Raw genomic sequence first — 20,421 nt, 5'->3', positions numbered from 1 at the left:
AGAGCACCCTGCAATCGGATGCTCTCATGTGATAGAGGTTTTTTCTGAGTATTAAGTAGGACACGAAGGTCTTGTCCTACAATATAATATATGCTTGTACTTATTTTATTGTGCATCTATTAAACATCAAATGTATACGTATTGCTAAAAATTCTGCTCATTTATTAATTGTATAATTATTATATTTACACATAAAAAACATCCCTATGGATGTTTTTTATGTACCGATTTTTAAGCTTCCATAAACTTAGCCGGTACACCAATTTTTTCAACTACAGAAGATATATTAGTAGGATTAATCATTACATTTTCAATACTAACTAATTTATTTTCTAATAGTCCATTCTCTGTAGTAATAAGTTCTTCAAACCGATCTAAAGTCATCGAGAATTTGTGTTCACTTCCGCCATTCATACAGACTTTAACATACTTCATAGTGTCACCGCCTTTCATAATAATCTATATTTCGATAAGAAGACGCTTACATCCTTTTTATTTACTACTAGATTTCTCACTTTTACTCCTTGCAAATTCACGTTTATTTATTTTAGAACAAGCAGTTACTATTTTATGTTCACGTTATAATTGCTAGTAAGAATGCTAAAGATAAAAATGCACAAAGTGGTATATATAAAACAGTATCCATTTTAGCAAAATACGTATCTTTTTTTCGCTTAAAGATGCCAAAATAATGAAACTCACCAATTACTCTTATAAAAAAAACAATCATACAAATCCAGGAGCCCAATTGAACGATAATATTAGGAACTTCGAAATGAACAACATTTGTTTGTTGTAATAAAATTATTGCCGCCATACTTAATAATAAAGCAATGAACAATGTCATTCCTACACCTGGTATAAACGCCTTTTCTCCAGATTTTGTTGGAATGACACTATTTGTCGCCCACTTACCTCCGAAAGCCCAGTAAACATGTAAAAAGCTAACTAAAAATAATATACAGACAGAAATATATGTAATAATAAGCATTTTGTCCTCCCATTATTTTATTTAAGTCCTTAACTTTAGGGTATGCTATAAATTCCTCATTAGCAATCTATATAATTACATAAAAAACCCTTCAATGATAAATCATTAAAGGGTTACTCAAATATCTTATGCATTATACCTATTTCTACGACGTTCCATCCTCGTTTGTCCTTGAGCAATACCTTCTTTATATGGATCTATTTGCTCTGTCATTTCATATGTTGCAGCTTGAGCTGGTTCTTCGTAATTATGCTCACGTATTTTTTCTGGCGTATTTCGTTTTGATACTTTTCCACCAAACTTAAATAATTTGATCTTTAATTTCGGTAATCTAGGAAGTGGAATCTTAAATGATAATTTTTTGCGCTTCTTTTTTTGTTGAAATAGATTTATATTTTCTTTATTATCATCCTGCTCTTTACGATGTAATAACATCGCAAGTAATCCACCTAATATAAGTCCTCCAACTAACAGTAGAAGATATAAGTAATGACTTGTCATTAAACTCGACATACGTTCAAGTATGACTAACGACTGTACTTCTTTAATATCCCAAAGTAAAGCGGCCCATAATGAGAATAAACCGAAAGTAAGTCCATATGTACGAAAACGGAATAAACATGGAATTAAAGCGATACAAGCGGCGATTTTCGCATTCCCTATTATTGAACTTGTTGAAATATCTTGATGCCAAATGACTAACAGCAGTGCTATAAATGGCGCATACGCTATCCAACTACATATACGTGAATATATTTTTTTCGCAAAATAGCTACCGAAACTAGTAAAAAATAAAAGGCCTCCGATATATAAAGATTGTTCTAGTGGGATTTGCTTCATAATTCCTGCAACTGGAAAGAGGCCGCTTAATAGCATTAATAACACATCTAATTTCTTCACAATTCCTCATTCCTTTCAAATTTCTTTTGAATCAATTCATATTGCTTTTCCATATGATGTAGATTTTGTATTTCTAAAAAATATCTTAATCCTGTATGTAAATAAAGTAAATACATAAAAGAAAAGATACATGACAAAGGATATCCTTATTTACATGAAAAAATGACAAATCCTGATCAATATAACGAGCAGGATTTGTCTACTATTATTTAAAGCAAAATAATTGAATCTTTCTTTTCTATTTTCATTATATCTACATCCAATTCATCATCAAACTCTTTAAACTCTCTTGCATCTATATCAGTCATATAGCTCTTTATTACTTTCGCCATATGCATAGAATACGGCATATGTATATTTTTTTCCTGAAGCATACTTGAATTACAGCACATATAGTGTACCATTTTAGCGATATAATTCCTTTCTACAGGTTTTACACCTAGCGTTAATATTTCAAGTATGTATCGCTGCAATGTTTCACTACCATTTAGCGTATATTCGCCAGTGCTATAATACATCCCTTTTTGATCTACATATAAACTTGTACCTTTAGGAGCATCATCACGTTCTATCACACCGTATTTTGGTGTATCAAAAGATGTATTTATTCTTATAATGTTTAAATTAGGGACCTTTAGCGCATCAGGAACAATCTCCGGTAAAATATCTATATCAATTTTTTTATTTTGTAACTCTTTTATCCAATATTTTCTTAAATTCGCATCAATAATAAAATATACTTGCTCATTTTCCTCTTTTGCATGTTGTAAAATTTCTGTTAATGTTTCAGAAACAAATTGTTTAAATTGAATTCCCATATCATTTCTTTTTGAAGGTTGTGGTAAAAAGGTGTTGTGTTTATTTACATTTAATAACAAATGATCAATCGTTTGCCAATCTGTATTCCCGTATAGTTTATATGAAATTTCTTTTCCTTTTATTTGTGAAAAAATAGGTAAGAAATCAAATTTCGAGATTCGCTCAATTGATAAATTAACATATGTACAAGGTAAATTTATTTTATTCCAACTACGTTTCAAAAATCCTTTTTGTTCTAATAAACTAAGGATACAATTAATAATTGTTGTACGAGATACACTTTGGCCAATAAATAAATTAATAAATGCTGAAATACGGTTAGTTCGTGCAAACCCTTCTCTAACGATTTGCTTTGGATCAATTTTTTCACGCCCATCACAATTTTCCATTGCGATTAACGCCAATGTCGCATCATTGCGCTCACCTGCAGTAGCATAAACCGCTTTCATAACATCCTCTACTAAATTTGTTTTGTATTTCTGGCAATATTGCATTTTATATGGATTTTGTAATACTTTTTCAATATTATATCTTACTATTTTTAACAATACTGGAGAATCTACATTTAATACATATAACGACTCACCGATTTGAGCTAACAAAATTTCACTTTCAAATAACGCTTGTTCAACTTCCAACGATATTTTTTCAGACCATATTTCTAACGTTATAGTCTCTAATCCTTTTGGTGCAATTAAAGGGAATAATTCATTTTCATTATTTGTTGCTAGTTTCTTACATTCTGGTAGTAATGTGAAATCAGTGAATTTTTGCTGAAACCCTTTAAATAAATACTCTCTTTCCTTTACTTTTATACCAGGTTTTATTTTAGTACCTTGAACTTTATATATTCTCTCATTGTATGGAAGTAACACCCTAAGATTTTCTCCTAGCATATAATCTTTCGGATATTGAAGGATATGCTCTAATTCAACTTCTCCTCCTATATGAAAATCATCTTTTAAATTTCTAAATATCTTTATCCACTTTATACCGTTTGTAGCTTGCTGTACTTTTAGTTTTACAAACCGAACTTTTTTATTATTCGATGCAAATTCTGGAGTAGAAATTAAAATCATGCCTCGTTTTCTTCTCAAAAGCAAAGGAATATCTGGATGGTTATATTCTTGATATTAAGACTGTTTTTATGAGCATTTCGTATAAGTGTGATTTAACTGATTAAAGCTATTTTCAAAGACGACATATCAGCGATAATTTATGTCTATTCTGTATAGGTGTTAGCAAGTTCGTTTGCAAACTTGTTAGCATTTTTTTATATCTCTTCTACTACATACACCTTTATAAACACATCATATTTAACATCTAGTACTTCCAGTTTCTTATCCCTGTATTTTGTAACTGTAAAGAAATGAATAATTCTATGGATAAATATAGCAGACTATATGATATTATATTGAATATACAATTATAAACAGGAGTGACACTATGCTAAAAAATTTAACTGTTCATGGATTTTACAATGAAAAAAAACCAACAAAAATAGATTTTTCAAGTGGATTAACCATACTAACGGGTGATAATGGCGCTGGAAAAACAACTTTATTAAATTTAGTCTTTAATATCTTAAATGGAGATTTTCTCCCCTTAAATAAAACTGTTTTTCAAAAAATCATCTTAGAATTAGATATTCCAGAAAATAAAAATGAAAGTCAATTGATAAATAAAATTATAGTTAAAAAATCGTCAGAGAACTTAAAAATCAAATATTACTTAGATAAACTTTTCTATACAATTGAATTAAAAAGAGAATACTATCATCCTTTTGCTGAATATGTATACGAGTTTAAATCTGTACAAAAAATTTCCAATAAGAGTAATCAAATTAACAACAAAACAATAGTTTATTTAGACTCTGAACATGACTTTAATTTTGATGAAACTGATATTGACATCAGTACTATCGATGTTGATTTCGAGCACAATGATATTAACTTTGAATATACCATTGATGAAAGCCTTACTTATTGTGAAACACTATCAGAGTTAATAGAACAATATCCAGATTTAAATTTTATTAATCTTCTAAAAAAAGATATTCTCTACTTCCCTACCTACAGAAGAATTGATAGTGATATTATCCATTTATTAGAACAGAATTATCCAGTACATAATGAAAATGCTCTTTATGAGTTTAACAGAACAATTAATAATTTTCCTAATGATAGACGAATAGTGGGCGTCAACGATAATGATATTGATCACTTATATAAAAGTTATTCTGAAGAATGTCAAAAATTAAATTCAGAAGGATTAAACAGTGTTTTAAAATCATTTATTGAAGAAATGATCAAAAGTACTTATATGAGTAATCAGCATACTGATCAAAAAACTGAAACACCTAGCGAGCTTTATGATATTGCTCCTGAACAATTGATAGATTTATCTAAACAATTAAATATTTCTAATATAAATGAAGAAGAAATCAAAAATTACTTTATAAGACAAAAAAATATTGCAGAGCTTTCTAAAGTTACCTTTTCAAATGATAGTGAACACAAAACAGCAGAAAAAAATGCTATATCAAGATTGAAAAAAAATATGATTTTAAAATTCAAAGAAGATTTGGCTTTAAATAGTGTTTTTACTACGAATAATAACAATTTAGTTTTGAGACTCATTAACCTTTATGATAAACATATGAAAAAGGTTAATAATAAACTTAAACCTTATGAGTATCTAGATAAAAGTTTCAACAAATTTTTTAAAGGGAAAATCGCTTTAGATTTAGAAAATTATACTATTAAATTATCTAAATCATTTAAAGATTTATCTACTGGAGAAAAGCAACTCATTACAATATTATCTTATGCTGCTTTATCACTTAAAACAGAAAAATATAAGCCATTAATAATTATCGATGAACCTGAACTTTCACTACATATATCTTGGCAATTGAATTTCTTAAAAACCTTATTAGACTTACCAAGCATCAACGTAGTATTAGCTACACATTCTCCTTATATCGCTAATAGTGATTTTGAGGACTCAATTTGGCAATTAGGTGATATTGATGAGTATTAAAAGAGGAAGTGCACTTACTGAGGATGCAAGAGCAATAATCACTGAAACACTGTTTACAAGAAAAAGATTAGACGATGAAAAGCTTTTACTTTTAGAAGGTCCAGATGATATTAAAGTTATTAATAATTATTATTTATACAATGAAACACATGAAAAAAAACGATTTAAATTAATAAAAGCAAATGATGAGGAAGTAACCGGATCAACTACAACAGCAGGTAAACAAAATGCTTTAAAACTATTCCGACGACTTAGACAAAAAGATCGCAATGTCATTTGCCTATTAGATAGAGATTATGATTTTTATTTAAAAGAAAATGAATCAGATCCTAGAATTAAATACTATGATTACTTTGAATTAGAAAATTACCTATTTGATGAATCGTTATTAAAAATTATTTTAAAGAATGTTTGTGATTATTCTGATGCTGAATCTTATCAAAAAATGATTAAATTGTTACACGATATTGAGTTAGCATGCAAGCCCTATGTTTTATTATGTTTTCTTCGCGAAGTTCATTATCGAAATAGGGTGCTAACGGAGGACCAGCTTAGTAAAGTACTTGACATTATAGATAAATCTCCTTCTTCAATGATGCAAATGAAAAATTTGAATACAGATAATAAAATTGAGAGAATCTCAAAGTACATTGAAATGGAATTAAAAAAAGTAGGCTTAAGTACTGAAATTGTACAAAAAATTATTGATGAAAATAACTATAAATCAAGTGATTTCATGGATATCTCAGAACCTATGGATTTGTTTAAATTCGCTATTAAGGGAAAATTAATATCTAATTCCTTAACTCACTTCTCTAACTATATATTAGAAAAAGATGAAGATTTAAAATCAATGAAATCTACAGGAAACCTCTCAGGAATCTTATCAAGGTTAAAAATAGAGTGGATACCAAATTTATCTAAAGATTTCATTCGGCTAGTGCAAATGGTTGAAAATGAATTTGATAAACAAGAGTCTTTACAAAATCAATAAATTCTCTTCAAATTGAAGAGTCGATCCACAGGAGTTAAAATTGTAGCAACGCTATATAACCTTGATGATATGGTTTCTTGGCAATAAGATCTATATAACTAGAAGTAAAAAGAAGTTACTTATAATAAGTAACTTCTTTTTATGTTACACACATAGGCTTCATTTTCTGTTACATATATAACAGCACTCTTATTCCAATTATTAACCCATTCTTTATAAAACATGTTATTACTTTTTATATTTCTTTAATTATATATATCTTCATAATCACATCATATTTAACTGCTAACTCTTCCAATTTCTTTGCCCTATAATTAGTAACTGTAAAAAAATGAATGACTGGCACTTTCCCGTTATATTTCTGTTTATATATTTTTGTGAACTCTTCATATTTTTTTATTTTCTCTTCATTCACTTTCATCTTTTGCGAACGATCTACTTCGACTGCATGGAGTATCCCTTCTTCATCACGAAACTTCACATCAGGAACTATTTTCTTTTTCTCTTTATTCTTTATATAACGTATATCCGTTTCAATCTGCCAATCGTCTGGACAAAATAAATGTAACCACGCTTCATTCCGTAATAGTGCATGAGCTAGTTTTCCTCTCGATACAACCTTACCATCATCGCCAAACATGGCATGCCCCTCTTTCTTCAAATAATATACGTATTCCTTCCCTTGCATCGTTTTACTCACGTATGGTTTTAAATCTCCCATAATACGGTTTGCATTTCGGATACCGCCCATATCATGCACACTCATCAAATGTCTTCTCGTTGCAAACTGAAGCTTTCTAATCGTCGCAAGTATCGCCATCTGACGGTTGATTTTCATGTGGCTCTGGATGTTCATGTTTTTCCACCTCATATTCTTTTAGATGTTTCCACATCATTTCATCGCTAATATAAGGAACTTGAATTTCGGTGAGTCTATCCGTTTTGAAAATTGCGCGCCCTTGTATACTCTGTATCGATTCTAGTCCTGGTTCATCAATTACTACTTCGGATGCAGTTTGAGTCGGTAAACGAAAACCTAATTTGGCATCTGCATTTTGTTTTACTTGACGTGGCAATGTATCACCTGTTGGATATTGCGTACAAAAGATGAGTCTAAAACCAAGTGCTCCACCTATACGCGCAATATGAGAAAGTCTTTGTTGGCATAACCCTAATAATTTTTTCTGCTTTTCCTTCATGCTCCTATCCGGACATAATTCAGCCCCTTCATCTACGATTACAAAGAACCGTTCTTTTTCATTTGTCTCCACAACATTCGTGTATTTATTTTCTTTCATGTATTTCAATTTCTCTTCCATCTTACTTAAAATGTTTTCCAATACAATTAATGCTTGCACAGGTGTTTCGGCTACCTGTTCTACTTGTTGCAAATTTTTATATGGGCCAAACTCTAGCCCTCCTTTTAAATCGATAATATATAAATGGGTATGATCCGGTTGTGCTGTAATGAGAGAAGTGACTACATTTTTCAAGAAGACTGTTTTCCCCATTCTTGTTAATCCACCTAATGTCATATGTGGCGTTTTATCGAAATCGTGATAAATAAGTTTTTCTAAGCTTTGACCGATCGGAACACGCCACTTCCCTTTCTTCACTAATCCTGTTGACCAATTCCACTTCTTCGGTATCTCTCTGTGGAATACACGAATGTTCAATTTATAATTATCGTATTGAATACGTACTGGTTTATTTAACCCCTCAGAAACAACGTCTTCTACCTTTTGAACAATTTTACTCGGCATGCCAAGCGGTAAGGTATATACATAAGTCGTACTACGATCATCATCAATTTGTTTTTGGAACTTTGGATATTGTAATTTTTCTTCATTGTTTCTTTTAATCGCAATACCAGCTACCTCAAAAAATACTTGTATCTTTCGCTTATCATCATTTTTACTTTTAAACTTTTCACCGAATAATGCCACTGTTAAACCTGCAGCCGGAACGAGTAATAATTCAATCATTTTCTCCACTCCCCATATACCCTTTATAAGGGTATATATCCCTTATTTTTGGAAGACTCCTGTACGTGCTTTATCTCAACGACAAGTAAATGTCCTACAATTCCATGTTGGTATTCTCTTATAGAAACGCGAAAAGCACATAACGTAGAAGATACAAGAACGAGCCTGTGAGCGTTGTGTACATGGTCATACGTGGAAGCCAATGTGGAACACTCTGGCCCATTTGCTCCGCAACCTTCATCGTAAGAACTGACAAGCCAGTTGCCGTCCATACAACTACCGCTTCACCAACGATTGTCATTTGAACCCCTCTTTTCGAATGAGTTGTAATCCCTTCGGTGTCATAACCGGTTGATACTCATTAATGACATCTCCCCAATCAAGCATTTCATCCTCGTCTTCATATAAATCATCCATTATATCGTTTGATAAACGGTAATAGCCTTTGTACTCACGATTTTCAAAAACCTCATGTCTTGTCATGTGATCTACAATTGCATTCGTTTCTTTTTTACCACTTGCCCCTCTATACATACTTCTTAATTCTTTTGATGGATACAGGTAAGGCGTTTCATTCAAATGTGAATATTGCCAACGCATACGCGTTCTCTCCCCTCTTGATGTCCTTGATTCCACTTGGTATTCCTCGTGGTCTTAATATAGGTATATGACCTAGTGGAAATTAAATTTCCTGTATTAGGAAAAATAATTTCCTATTATGAGAAAATAATTTATTAAAAGGTGTTTATCATGGAAATGTTGAAATAATTTGCAGGTGATAAAAATGAGTATTCATTTAAAAAGTAATATTGAGGAATGGATAAATAAAAGTGGATATAGAAAAGATTTTATAGCGAAGAAACTAGGAATAACTGTTAAACAATTAAACAACTACATAACAAGTACTTCTTTTCCAAGTGCTCACCGACTATTTGAACTAGCTCATCTCTTTAACTGTCAGGTGGATGATTTATACGAGGTACAAGAAAAAGACCCTGCTGATTAATTACTAGCAGGGTTTAGCGCGTATTGAGGTAACGGTTGGCCCTCAATAGATTCCATATACATTTCAGCCAATCTTGATCCATCAATTAGTTGTACATTCAATTCTTCAGCATAGTTTTTTGCATTTTTTGAAAAGCCACCTGTTGATACTACATAACCACCTTTTGCCCCTTTTTTGGCAATATTACTGTGCACCAGGGCAATTGCTTTATAGGACATATCGCTACATAAACACTTCACCTGCCCCAAATAAAGTTCACCGTTTACTGTATGTTCAAAGTCTACACCATAATCACCTGTAGCTACTGTTACAAATGCAGAACCACCATAATATTTCTCAATTACATCAGCAACAAAAGCTTCAAATTCTAATGGTGTTTGACGGATGAATACTGATGAACACTTTTCATTTTCTAACGGCTTCATAAATCGATAATAAAGCCCCATTGCTAAAGTACGTTTAAACTCCTCATCTTTATTAAAACGAGCAATGAGTTGGTATAAATGATGGTCTTTTCTTCTTTTATAGACATACCACGAAATGTAAAGTATACCTGCTATCACTAGAAAAGCATATAACATATTCAAACCTCCTTAGAGGTATTATTTCTTACAAAAATCTTTTTATTAAGTAACTTTTTGTAAAATTTTTCTCTTTAATCTGATATAATTACAATCGATGTTATACATAAATTAGGGGGAAATTGGATGAAAACAAATTTAATTAAGGTAGTAGCTGCAGGTGCATTAATCACAAGTGTACTTGGCGCTTGCTCAGAATCTTCAAATGTAGAAGTTAAAAAGAAGGATTCTGAACCAAAACAGGAACAACAATCAAGCTCTTCACCTAAAAAAGAAGAGAAAAAAGAAGAATCAAAGGCTGGCTCTCGCTCAAATCCTGTAGCTATGGGGCAATCAGCAACTTTTGAAGACAAAATTTTTGATCAAGCAACTTCAAAAGCTTATAAGGCAAAAGTTGAGGTTTCTATTCAAGAGGTTCTCCGAGGGGAACAAGCATGGCAATTAATTCAACAGGAAAATCAATTCAATAAAGCTCCTGCTGATGATATGGAATATGTTCTAGTAAAAGTAAAAACTAAAGTAGTTGATGCGGATACAGCTGATTTCGCGTATAATTCTACTGATATTATGAATACAGAATATGTTTCTGCAGATGGAAAAGTATATCAAATGGATACAGAACATCATCCGGTTATTCCGACACCATTACAAAGTGAAGTATTTAAAGGTGCTGAAGCCGAAGGTTATTCTGTACAATACATAAAAAAGAATGATGATTTCAAATTTGTTTATAAAACATTAGGTATGCAAAAAGTTTATTTTAATACTAAATAGAAAAAAGCCGTCCTGATGGGCGGATTTTTTCTATTTACGTCTTATTTTCCTCTTTAACAACTATACTCTATTGTCCAATCCTTCTTCATACTCTTCTACTAAAAAGAGGTGCTTGATTTTTATAGGTAGCTTTTGTTAATCAAGAAGTATAATCCCCTAACTGTAATCACAAGCGTAGGATTTCTAAAGGAATCGATTATTTGGGTTGGGGGAATTATTAGAAACGTACTATAAGTAGAGTAGAAAATTAAATAAGTCGATACCTCACTTAGGTATCGACTTATTCCCTAAAGTTCTTCAGCTGTTGATAGCATTTTTATTACCTCTTCAGGTGAGTCCGTATTTTTTTCTAATTCTTCGTTACTTATAAAATGCATCGTAGATTGATAGAGCCCCTGATCACTCGCTGCCTCTACCTTAAATGCATACTTGTATTTTTCACCTTCTAATAATCTAAAATCTACAAATTTACAATTTATATACGCTTCTGCGCTATGAACTTCTATTTTAACGCCGTATATTTTTATAATTTCTTTTTGTGTATATTGGAAAACCATCGGTTGATCTGAAGGGAATTCTTTAGAATCAATCGGATTACTAAATTCAGTAAAAAACTCCCCTTCTCTCACTCGAATTTTATAAGGTTTTTTCTCAATTAACGTTCGGTATAACTTACTAATCCAAAATATTTCTTCATCATCAATCTCTTCTTTAGGATTAAACACAACATTTAACTCATTACTAATTGCTAATACCTTCCCCCAATATTCTAATGCTTTTGTAACCGCTGTTTGTTCAGCTTCATTTGAAATTGGTGGAATTAATGAATCTGAAAATTTTATATCACCTTCTAAAAAACCTTTGTATAACTTGGCCGCTTCTACTATCTCTAATATAGTCTGCGCTTTTGAAATACTAATTTTAATATTGAAAGTAAGAGACATGTCTGTTTCGTCAAGTATAAAGGAAATTTCTAAAGGCCCTGTTTCCTTAGATTTAAATAAAATTTTGCTCATATGTGCAAAAGGCTGCCTCTGCATGTTAAATACTTTCTGAATCAGTTCCCTTTCATGCGAGAAAGTTACAGGAAAAGGTGCTGGAAAAGGTGCTGGAACAATTACAAATTCAGACTGATCTGAGCTATTGAAAGGTGCTTTTAAAAGATCTGTTACTGGCCTTTTTTCCCCATTTATGTATATAATTTCATCAGTAACTTTTACTTCCTGCTGTGTTCGATACAAAAAGTCATGCAATTTGTCAACAGAATTTATTTTTATTCCTTCTGGTATATCGATATTCAAGTTTGAGAAACCTAGTTTAATCTCGCCATTCTCTTCTGGAACAAGTCTACATAAATGCTCATTGATTTGTTCATATTTTAACCCTTTTGGTAGATCGTCACTTAAAGCATCTAATATAGCTTGTGGTATTTTATAAACTTTACTTTCATCTTTTTCAAATGCTTTCTTAAAATTAGTAAACATTCTTTTCACCAATCCTTCTTAATATCGTTCCAAACAACTATCTTTGAAATTAACAACATTTTTTCATACATTTCTACATCTAACTTATCTGTTATAAACCGAATAAGTTGCTCTCTGAAACTTTCATCCATAACAAATAAATATTTTACGTTACAGTAATCAAAGTTCAACCAAAGCTCATTTCGTTTACTAATTGCAAGGGAATATGAACGCGGTGCTTCAGGTGACAATAAGTGTCCTCCTGGTATAATCAAAGGTAATTCATCTTGGTCTTGAGACTTAATATGCGGCACATATCTCCATTCTCTTTCATCATGAAAATTACGCTCAGCATATTCATCATCAGAAACCCTCATTGATCCTGCCAAAGGTTTTAAATATAATAGTTTATCTAATAAGAAATTTTGATACTCAGCTATCAAACTATTTTCTTCAGAAATGTTGTCTAATGCTTTTGTAAAAACCTTTGAAAAATCGTTAGCTAAACTTGAGTAGACGTTCAAATATTGAATAGGTTGTACTCCCGATTGTATCCCCCATTCCTTGTCCAAACCAATCCCGAATCCGCCATATTTATACATATGATCCCCTAATCTTTTTAAATGAATATCACAAAAACATGTCATCGGAAATACCACTTCAGTTATATCACCTAATTTTAAAATATCAACTTTTTCCTCGTTATATCTTGGTATAAATGCTTTATTTTCCAAAATATTAGTCAAATATTCAAATTTCCTTGTAAAATTGAAAAGTGCGTTAGCGCTTTGTTTAGATGACATATCATTTTCAGGTTCATCTTTAGCTGAATGATATAACATATTGCCAGCATCTATCTGTTTAATTTCGGTAATTTGCTCAGTCATTTCCAGTCCTCCTTTTTAAAAATAATCATACAATAAAAATTAAAGTTTATAAAATCAAAAGTGCACCGCCAATTGTAGTTAAACGTGAACAACAATTGGCGGTATACATCAAATAGGACGGCTTTTTTATTTTCATTTAACTTCATACCACCAACCTTTACGGTCAAGGTATTCTTTCATCGCCTTAAGTTGTACATCACTAGTTGGATCAGAGACAAAATACGTTAATCCATCAGGCTTTAAAATAAATTCAGCTGTCATTTTAACAGACGTTAATGCTTGCATAGCATCCTGAACCTCATACGGTGAAAAAGCACCTGATTGAATGATGTTTTGTTTAGGTACTTCCGCTTGTACTTGCTCCTGTTTCTGTTCTGCTCCAGTAAACCATGATAAAGACTTACTACCGATTAATTCATTTAAATCACATTTACCAATACCAGGTACATTTCCTGTTTCCGTGTACTGCCAAATATCACAAGGATATGCTGGCTTATTACCGCCATAACGAGGAATCCACACAAAATCACTTTTTACATTCGCCATGCCGAAAGGTGCATACATATGATGCCCGACATATAAACCGACTTTCTTAGCTCCTAATCGGTATAACTCATCGATAAACGCCTGTGTACCTGCTCTCATATCATTCATTGTTTTTACTTCTACATCAGCCACCCATACAGTAGCATTCTTGTCACCACGACTCCAGAAGTCTTGTGCTTCTTTCTTTGCATCAGCAATGGAAACAAAGCGGCAAAATGAATAGTTACCAAAAGGGATGTTATGCTGCTTCATCGCTTGTACATATCCTTTATATAATGGATCTACATAGTTTGAGCCATCTTGCACACGAGCAATTACAAAATCCAAATACTGTTTTGCGACTGGCCAGTTGATATTACCGTTCCATTTTGAAATATCTACGATTTGTCCCATTATTGATTCGCTCCTTTTTTCTCTTCCTGTTTTTTCTTACCACCTAAAATTTCCACCGCATTCGTTAAAGCTTGTGGGAGCGGAACTCCCATTCGTCCTGCATTTTCTAAAAGAGACAGCAACTCATTTCCGATAAAGAAAAAGATCGTTGCTTCACGAATTGCGCTATTTGTTCCCATAATTGCATCGGCTTGGGTAACAGCTACAACCAAAAGAAAAAGCACCACCTTTTTGGCGATACCTTTAAACCCAACTTTACTTTTCAACTCTCCGTTATAACCTGCCGCGAGTACTCCTGTGATATAATCGATAGCTGCCATGATAACTAGAACTTTCAATGTTGTATCCCATCCTCCCCAAAAATACCCACAGAAGCCACCAAACGTAGCTATAAATGCTTTCAGTAACACATCAATACGATCCATCTTTTCACTCCTTTTTTAGATAATAAAAAAAGACCAGCTTATGGCTGCTCTGGTTTCTCGTTTATTAATTTTTGAACTAAATCAGTTAATGTGGACACGTTAATTGTAAGTATATTAACCTGCTCTTTTAATTGTTTATTTTCTTCTTTAACTACATTTAACTCCTCGGTATTCTTTTTAACCTGTTCAGTTAGCTGTATAAATTCACCATACTGTTGTTGAAAAGCTACAATAAAAATAGAAACAGTATTATATAAATTAATGGCCCGTTTCTCTTTATCTGTAAATACATCGTCCGTATCGTCTGCAATCATACCGAAATACGTTTCAATTTCTTTTGTTGTATATGGTTCTGTTTGTTCCTCTGGTTTGTTGACACGCAATTGATATAAATCAAACATATCATCTTTAAAGTTGTATTGTTTGATGGCCAAATTCATGATTTTCTCCAGAGCTGAGAAAGAAATGTCTTTTATGTTCTCTTTCATATTTCTAGCTGATGTAGGATTAAAGGCTTTCGCCCACATTTGACCGTTAGCACCTATATTCTCTTGTGCTCTTAGCGATCTTAATTCTATATCTCGCCATGCATTTCCAAACGTATCTTTAATCTGTAATCCGTTATCATAATTTGATACAAGACTTGCTCTTATCATTACTCTTCCAATGACTAAATCATGATCATTGACGCCATTGGCAAAGTATATACTGTTACCAGTACTTTTTCTAGCGAAATGAAACTCACCATAGTTATTTTTAAAATAATGTGGTTCCGTTGTAGTCACCATAAATTTCCCGTATCCTGGTGCATATCCTACTGAGTTAAAAACAATGTCATTCAAATTATCAAAGTAAAACTTTCCGTCTGAATACATATACATATGTCCGCCATCGTTCATCATTTGAATATAATTTGCCCAAACATTATTTCCTTCAGCGTTATTCCCTTTAGATACCCCTAGGGTAGCCCAAGCTTTAGAAGGTTGTTCGGTACCATTTATTCGTGGCGTTGTCTGGAAAATATATAATGAACCAGCACCATTAAATTTTCTATTATCAGAACCAAGAACCAATGTAGGGTGAATGCTTCCGCTTCCGTCTGATGCTTCTGCAAACCCCATATAAGCACGCGGTTTGATTGTATCGCAAACTTTAAAGTCTTGATTGTTAATTTCAACGAATTTACTTCCAGTAGTTTTAAGTGTTACCCCTTCTAAAACTTGCCCTTTGATATGATCCGCTGTAATAAAACCTCTTAAGTTAATCCTGTTCGCATTCAAAGTAATGTTTTCTTTACTCATATTGAATGCTGCGATTACATCATTTTCTTTTACTGATATGCTAACACCCTTTTCGGTTAACTGAAGACGCGTTTCCATATCTCTTACGTAAGAGTCTTTTGCAAATTGTCCATCCGCTTGCATCCTCGTATACACTTCTGTCTTTTTCGCTGCTGCATTGATACCCTGTTCATTGATAGTGAAACGGTTATCGATTAAGGTCATCTTCTGATCAAATTGTTCAGTTGCAAGCTTGTTAGCTAATTCATCTAATAAATCTTGTTTATTCTGATTAACTGTTTGCTTCAACTCTGGAATCTTAAACTCCGCAACGTAATCCTCTACTTGTTTAAGCTCAACTTTTGCATTGATTGCTGTTGCCTGTTGTTCGAGTTTTGTATTTGCTTCAGTAAGTTTCTTGCCTTGATCTGATACTACATTATTTAAATCACTTACTGTGGAAGATAATCCATTTGCGGTTTGTTCTACTGTAGTCATGCGCTTTTCAAATCCAGCTTGGCTGTTTTGAACATTTGTTACAGTAGTTTTTACACCATCCACACTTTTTTCAATCTCATTTGTTTTCTTGGTAAAATCATCAGTTGTTACCTGCTCTTCAGGTGGTGGCGTCCAATCCTGCGGCTTATTTCCTTTATACAAGGCAACCCATTCCACAATAGATTTCGTACTACTACTCGGATAGTTATATAAGCTTAACTTTCGTTCATTTCCACTTGTAGCCGCAACAGCTTTGAAGGTTACGTAAGTTATTCCGTTAGCGTAAACACTTGTTGCATATCCAACATTGCTAGACCCACCATTCTGCCAAATTCCAAATTTCTGCCCTTGTGGAACACTCCCTTTAATTACAAAGGTATATTCCTCACCCGGAAAGAAATTTTCAGTTAGAGAATATTGATTGATTAGATAGTCTGTATTTTCATATTTAACATTTGATTTTAATAAAATGTTACGTCCACCAGCTTTATTACTATTAACCTTTGTTTCTACACTCTTTAACTTCTCACTGATTTTCCCAGCTTCTTCTTTAATTTCAGTTGTTGTTTTCTTAAGCTCACTTGTTGTTTGCTGCACATCAGAAATAGTCTTCTTTGTACCTTCTACAGTTAATTCAACTGTATTTAATTTATTGCTAATTTCACTATCTTTTTTCGTTAACGATTCAATTGAGGTTTTGAATCCATCTGAAGTTTGCTCTATTTGAGTTACTTTTTTATTAATATTACCTTGTTCGTTTTGTACATCAGAAATTGTACGGCTGACACCTTGTAAACCTTCCTGTACTTTATTGAATTGTCCTGTAGCTTGATTTTGCGCTTCTTGTACCTTTTGGTTTAATTCTGTTGTCGTGGACTCAATATCTTTATTAACCTGCTCAAGTGTTTCTTTCTTAACTAATTCAACATCTGGTACGACCGATTCCCAAGCTGTACCTGTCCATATTTTTAAAATGCCGGGCTTTCCGTTACTAATATCACGCCAAAGCGTTTTATTAGGTTTAAGCCCTGTTGTTGGTGGATTCTTAGCTTCTATAATTTCAACAGTATTGTTTTTAATATTATCTTGTACCTTTTCAGCAAGTGTTTTCGCTGCTTCTGATTCTTTCTTAGCGTTACTTGCTGTTTCATTAGCTTCTTTCACCAATTTATCTAGCTGATCCAGCATTTCTTGTTTCTCACCGAATTTACTAAGGATTCGATTGTAAATCTTTCGTAATTCCTCGTTTGGGTCTACTATCTCTCGATAATCCCCGAATTCATATTTATCCTGTGCAGGATCAGTGAAGGATTCGTCACCAGCAATCACACGCGCTTCAAGATATAGCTTAGGTGTGAAGCCTGTATCTTTGATTCGGATTGTATCTCCTTCATTGATTAGTTCATGTGCTAGCCCGAAAATGCGACCGATCGATTGTGCCTCTACTTCATACGAAACGGAAGAATTAATACGTTTTTTCAGTTCCATTTCCATTAACGTCATTAAACGTTGTGGCGTCATATTTAACTCTTCTGTTTCTGGTGTATAAAAACCAAACTTATGCTCGCCTCGTTCGTTCCAGCGTTGAAATGCATCATTATCAACAATATATGGAAGCCCATTGTTAATACTTTCAATAGTAATTACATTATCGCCTTCACCTTTTACAAATCCGACTAACGCTGTACAAATATCTCTTGAATGTTCAATACGTGTAACACCTATCAAATCTTTACCCAACTCTATTTCTTTCCCAGTGTCTCGGCCGCGCCTTTGAATCATATCAACATACCATCCAACTATTTGTGACCCTTGAACCTCAACGCGGTATTGAATTTCTAATTTGAATAAAGAAGCTATTTTCTTTAAAAAAGTTAGCGGATCCATAAATTCATCAATGGTCATAGTGTGAAAACTTGCATAATCTGTTTTTCCACGTTTCCATTTCATGCCTACAAGAGCCATATCAATAAATTCGTTTACTGTTTTACCTTCTATCCTTTGTGGTTTTATAATGCCTGATTTAGCGATTTGAACCCAAGCTCCTGAAGCATATGTGGTAATGGATCGTTTATCTGAATTCTTCTCTGTTTCTGTAATGACATATGGTACAATTCTTCCATCGCGAACTTCTTTTAGAACAAGATTTTGTTGTTGTAATGTAGCTGAATGAGTAGTTCCATCAAAAACAGTGAAATCAAACATATCAACATTGTTTTTAATTTCCCAATGCCTTTTATCGTTCCAATAGTCCTCTGGCTGGATAGCTGCGACGATTTGATCCGTTTTAAAATCCACAACATGCAAAATCCCGCTTGGTGTTCTCATCTATATCTCTCCCTATAACTGATTGTTGCATTTACATCAGGTGGCATTATATCGATACGATTTTCACCACGTATTACGATAGGAAAGTTACTAAATATTTCTTTTAAATTGATTGCATTTTTCCCGTTAATCGTGACAATGCTTTTCTCAGTATCAATTACAACTTTGTCGCCAGTATCTACTAAGTATGGCTTACTTTGGTCAGATACCTTATTAATCTTCCAAACCTTCAGATCATCAATCCTCATTAAGTTAGTAGGATCACTAGTCCCCCATCGTTGAATACCGATAGCTATTTGTGCAACCCTTCTACCTGTTACTGTCATTGGATTTTTTTCATCGTCTGTAAAGAATTCAACCGCCTTATAGTCGTCTATTTCTGTTCCGTCTCGGAATCGAGCAAAGTAAACAGACCACTTTTTACCACGACGAGCAATTGCCATACGACCGTAGAAATCATTAAACGCTGTATTACCACTACCTCCAGAGTCAAACAGCTTTCTTGTATTATTTGGTTGCGAAACGTCTCCGATGCGTGCAAATGCGTGTGTCTGTTTAGCTGTCCAATAAAGATCATTCATGTTAACATCGGCTACTATATCGCCTTGTTCATCCAACAAGAACATACTAACTCTTCCCATTTCCCAATAGTTCTTAGCTATCAGAGTGACATATATTTCAGCCTTGAAATCAGTAAGAGGGCCACCAGGTATCGAGCGTTTCCATATAGGGCCCGTAAATTCTGATTTATTCTGATCTCCCCATTCACCAACTTCAAATGCGAATTTACCCTCATTAACTTTAAATCTACCAGTACTTTTCATACTTCCAATTTGTCCGGCGTCAGTCCAACCAACGATATTGTTCATTTCACTCCATAGCACACGCTCATTTTCTTGCACAGGATTATCATTTATAGACAAGATTGATCCAATACGGAAATAATTACGATTATTAGGATACTCTCCAAACCATACATCTAAAAAGGTGCTTGGTTTTTTTACAGTCATTTCAATTAATGCTGGAGCTTCTACACTCCCCTTATTAGTAAAATAAGAAGTTGTCTCTGTAGACCATTCTTGTACAAATTGATAAGTTTGTACTATTCCCAATTTATAAGGCATCGGACAAATGAAAGTGAGTACTCCTTCTCCTAAATTTACTAATTGTTCTGGGTCAAATGCTTCATCAATAACAGCTAAGTACGTACGATCCTTTTCGTCATCAAAAACAAGTTCCTGAGGTTGGTCCGTAATAAGCCAATCAGCTATCTCTTCCTTTAATTTTTCTGCTTCTTCCATAGATTCATATAACAATGAAACCGGTACAATTATTTTTCTCATTTTCGTTTGCGTTCTTATCAAACGTCCACCTGGATAGTGAGGTACTTCAAGGAATGTACGCTCCAAAGGAGCCCATGCAGGGCGTTTTTTACCCTGCAATGGTATTACATTTGGATTTCTTTTACCATTAAAACTAAAGAAACTAATTCCGGTCATATCATCACCT

Annotated in this window: 18 protein-coding genes and 2 pseudogenes; 4 read left to right on the top strand and 16 right to left on the bottom strand. The window is 33.0% G+C overall.

From position 1 onward, the window contains the following. Positions 1 to 231: 231 nt before the first annotated feature. The 5 genes and pseudogenes from DT250_RS24885 to DT250_RS32830 all read right to left on the bottom strand — a co-directional run. Positions 232 to 435, bottom strand: coding sequence for a hypothetical protein (locus DT250_RS24885; protein WP_000878362.1), 204 nt, complete (start codon positions 433 to 435; stop codon positions 232 to 234). A gap of 139 nt (positions 436 to 574) precedes the next feature. Beyond that, positions 575 to 991 (bottom strand): DUF3995 domain-containing protein, encoded by a 417-nt coding sequence (locus DT250_RS24880; protein ID WP_088063584.1) that lies wholly within the window; start codon positions 989 to 991, stop codon positions 575 to 577. A gap of 126 nt (positions 992 to 1,117) precedes the next feature. Then, positions 1,118 to 1,891 (bottom strand): DUF3959 family protein, encoded by a 774-nt coding sequence (locus DT250_RS24875; RefSeq protein ID WP_097908456.1) that lies wholly within the window; start codon positions 1,889 to 1,891, stop codon positions 1,118 to 1,120. 209 nt (positions 1,892 to 2,100) lie between these two features. Further along, positions 2,101 to 3,843: pseudogene (locus tag DT250_RS24870) on the bottom strand (RNaseH domain-containing protein); the annotation flags it as partial. 140 nt (positions 3,844 to 3,983) lie between these two features. Further along, positions 3,984 to 4,088, bottom strand: a pseudogene (locus DT250_RS32830) (replication-relaxation family protein); the annotation flags it as partial. A gap of 68 nt (positions 4,089 to 4,156) precedes the next feature. On the opposite strand from DT250_RS32830, the gene DT250_RS24865 reads away from it, so the two are divergent. Further along, positions 4,157 to 5,752, top strand: coding sequence for an AAA family ATPase (locus DT250_RS24865; RefSeq protein ID WP_149213875.1), 1,596 nt, complete (start codon positions 4,157 to 4,159; stop codon positions 5,750 to 5,752). Beyond that, positions 5,742 to 6,746, top strand: coding sequence for a DUF4435 domain-containing protein (locus tag DT250_RS24860; RefSeq protein ID WP_149213874.1), 1,005 nt, complete (start codon positions 5,742 to 5,744; stop codon positions 6,744 to 6,746). Before DT250_RS24865 ends, DT250_RS24860 begins: the two co-directional genes overlap by 11 nt. Before the next feature lie 235 nt (positions 6,747 to 6,981). On the opposite strand, the gene DT250_RS24855 is transcribed toward DT250_RS24860, so the two are convergent. The 4 genes from DT250_RS24855 to DT250_RS24840 all read right to left on the bottom strand — a co-directional run bounded on the left by DT250_RS24855 (position 6,982) and on the right by DT250_RS24840 (position 9,331). Further along, positions 6,982 to 7,512 (bottom strand): replication-relaxation family protein, encoded by a 531-nt coding sequence (locus tag DT250_RS24855; protein ID WP_255450438.1) that lies wholly within the window; start codon positions 7,510 to 7,512, stop codon positions 6,982 to 6,984. Between the two features lie 31 nt (positions 7,513 to 7,543). Continuing rightward, positions 7,544 to 8,731, bottom strand: coding sequence for an FtsK/SpoIIIE domain-containing protein (locus tag DT250_RS24850; RefSeq protein ID WP_149213872.1), 1,188 nt, complete (start codon positions 8,729 to 8,731; stop codon positions 7,544 to 7,546). A 118-nt stretch (positions 8,732 to 8,849) separates the two neighbouring features. Next, positions 8,850 to 9,032 carry a hypothetical protein gene (locus tag DT250_RS24845; RefSeq protein WP_149213871.1) on the bottom strand — a complete coding sequence of 61 codons (183 nt, stop codon included), beginning with the start codon at positions 9,030 to 9,032 and terminating at the stop codon, positions 8,850 to 8,852. Further along, positions 9,029 to 9,331, bottom strand: coding sequence for a hypothetical protein (locus DT250_RS24840; RefSeq protein ID WP_001267641.1), 303 nt, complete (start codon positions 9,329 to 9,331; stop codon positions 9,029 to 9,031). The genes DT250_RS24845 and DT250_RS24840 overlap by 4 nt, the downstream gene beginning before the upstream one ends. A 184-nt stretch (positions 9,332 to 9,515) precedes the next feature. Between DT250_RS24840 and DT250_RS24835 the strand changes: the two genes are divergently transcribed. Next, a complete protein-coding gene (locus tag DT250_RS24835; RefSeq protein ID WP_098871490.1) occupies positions 9,516 to 9,737 on the top strand; it encodes a helix-turn-helix transcriptional regulator in 222 nt (73 codons plus the stop codon). Here DT250_RS24835 and DT250_RS24830 read toward each other — a convergent pair. Beyond that, positions 9,734 to 10,318: a restriction endonuclease gene (locus DT250_RS24830; protein WP_149213870.1), complete on the bottom strand. Its 585-nt coding sequence runs from the start codon at positions 10,316 to 10,318 to the stop codon at positions 9,734 to 9,736. The genes DT250_RS24835 and DT250_RS24830 overlap by 4 nt on opposite strands. Positions 10,319 to 10,444: 126 nt before the next feature. Here DT250_RS24830 and DT250_RS24825 point away from each other — a divergent pair, with 126 nt between their 5' ends. Continuing rightward, positions 10,445 to 11,092, top strand: a complete 648-nt coding sequence (locus DT250_RS24825) for a hypothetical protein (RefSeq protein ID WP_149213869.1) — start codon at positions 10,445 to 10,447, stop codon at positions 11,090 to 11,092. Between the two features lie 287 nt (positions 11,093 to 11,379). Here DT250_RS24825 and DT250_RS24820 read toward each other — a convergent pair whose 3' ends face one another. From DT250_RS24820 to DT250_RS24795, 6 genes are all read right to left on the bottom strand, one after another. Beyond that, positions 11,380 to 12,576: an abortive infection system toxin AbiGii family protein gene (locus DT250_RS24820; protein ID WP_255450437.1), complete on the bottom strand. Its 1,197-nt coding sequence runs from the start codon at positions 12,574 to 12,576 to the stop codon at positions 11,380 to 11,382. Positions 12,577 to 12,581: 5 nt separating this feature from the next. After that, positions 12,582 to 13,442, bottom strand: coding sequence for an abortive infection system antitoxin AbiGi family protein (locus DT250_RS24815; RefSeq protein ID WP_149213867.1), 861 nt, complete (start codon positions 13,440 to 13,442; stop codon positions 12,582 to 12,584). Between the two features lie 132 nt (positions 13,443 to 13,574). Next, positions 13,575 to 14,381, bottom strand: coding sequence for a GH25 family lysozyme (locus DT250_RS24810; RefSeq protein WP_149213866.1), 807 nt, complete (start codon positions 14,379 to 14,381; stop codon positions 13,575 to 13,577). Beyond that, positions 14,381 to 14,806: a phage holin family protein gene (locus tag DT250_RS24805; RefSeq protein ID WP_149213865.1), complete on the bottom strand. Its 426-nt coding sequence runs from the start codon at positions 14,804 to 14,806 to the stop codon at positions 14,381 to 14,383. The genes DT250_RS24810 and DT250_RS24805 overlap by 1 nt, the downstream gene beginning before the upstream one ends. 38 nt (positions 14,807 to 14,844) lie before the next feature. Continuing rightward, a complete protein-coding gene (locus DT250_RS24800) occupies positions 14,845 to 18,912 on the bottom strand; it encodes a phage tail spike protein (protein ID WP_149213864.1) in 4,068 nt (1,355 codons plus the stop codon). Then, positions 18,909 to 20,411: a distal tail protein Dit gene (locus DT250_RS24795; protein ID WP_149213863.1), complete on the bottom strand. Its 1,503-nt coding sequence runs from the start codon at positions 20,409 to 20,411 to the stop codon at positions 18,909 to 18,911. Before DT250_RS24795 ends, DT250_RS24800 begins: the two co-directional genes overlap by 4 nt. Positions 20,412 to 20,421: the final 10 nt, after the last annotated feature.

Origin of the sequence: Bacillus sp. AR2-1, assembly GCF_008368755.1 — a bacterium.
Taxonomy (GTDB): Bacteria; Bacillota; Bacilli; order Bacillales; family Bacillaceae_G; genus Bacillus_A; species Bacillus_A wiedmannii.
The sequence above is the reverse complement of the archived record's forward strand: the minus strand, read 5'-3'. Positions and strand labels throughout refer to the sequence as shown.

Excerpts from the sequence above, each read along its gene's own strand:
- DT250_RS24880 (WP_088063584.1), bottom strand. The coding sequence starts at position 991 with ATGCTTATTATTACATATATTTCTGTCTGTATATTATTTTTAGTTAGC.
- DT250_RS24850 (WP_149213872.1), bottom strand. The coding sequence starts at position 8,731 with ATGATTGAATTATTACTCGTTCCGGCTGCAGGTTTAACAGTGGCATTA.
- DT250_RS24855 (WP_255450438.1), bottom strand. The coding sequence starts at position 7,512 with ATGAGTGTGCATGATATGGGCGGTATCCGAAATGCAAACCGTATTATG.
- DT250_RS24825 (WP_149213869.1), top strand. The coding sequence starts at position 10,445 with ATGAAAACAAATTTAATTAAGGTAGTAGCTGCAGGTGCATTAATCACA.
- DT250_RS24835 (WP_098871490.1), top strand. The coding sequence starts at position 9,516 with ATGAGTATTCATTTAAAAAGTAATATTGAGGAATGGATAAATAAAAGT.
- DT250_RS24860 (WP_149213874.1), top strand. The coding sequence starts at position 5,742 with ATGAGTATTAAAAGAGGAAGTGCACTTACTGAGGATGCAAGAGCAATA.
- DT250_RS24865 (WP_149213875.1), top strand. The coding sequence starts at position 4,157 with ATGCTAAAAAATTTAACTGTTCATGGATTTTACAATGAAAAAAAACCA.
- DT250_RS24820 (WP_255450437.1), bottom strand. The coding sequence starts at position 12,576 with ATGTTTACTAATTTTAAGAAAGCATTTGAAAAAGATGAAAGTAAAGTT.
- DT250_RS24795 (WP_149213863.1), bottom strand. The coding sequence starts at position 20,411 with ATGACCGGAATTAGTTTCTTTAGTTTTAATGGTAAAAGAAATCCAAAT.
- DT250_RS24815 (WP_149213867.1), bottom strand. The coding sequence starts at position 13,442 with ATGACTGAGCAAATTACCGAAATTAAACAGATAGATGCTGGCAATATG.
- DT250_RS24810 (WP_149213866.1), bottom strand. The coding sequence starts at position 14,381 with ATGGGACAAATCGTAGATATTTCAAAATGGAACGGTAATATCAACTGG.
- DT250_RS24800 (WP_149213864.1), bottom strand. The coding sequence starts at position 18,912 with ATGAGAACACCAAGCGGGATTTTGCATGTTGTGGATTTTAAAACGGAT.
- DT250_RS24885 (WP_000878362.1), bottom strand. The coding sequence starts at position 435 with ATGAAGTATGTTAAAGTCTGTATGAATGGCGGAAGTGAACACAAATTC.
- DT250_RS24845 (WP_149213871.1), bottom strand. The coding sequence starts at position 9,032 with ATGACAATCGTTGGTGAAGCGGTAGTTGTATGGACGGCAACTGGCTTG.
- DT250_RS24840 (WP_001267641.1), bottom strand. The coding sequence starts at position 9,331 with ATGCGTTGGCAATATTCACATTTGAATGAAACGCCTTACCTGTATCCA.
- DT250_RS24830 (WP_149213870.1), bottom strand. The coding sequence starts at position 10,318 with ATGTTATATGCTTTTCTAGTGATAGCAGGTATACTTTACATTTCGTGG.
- DT250_RS24805 (WP_149213865.1), bottom strand. The coding sequence starts at position 14,806 with ATGGATCGTATTGATGTGTTACTGAAAGCATTTATAGCTACGTTTGGT.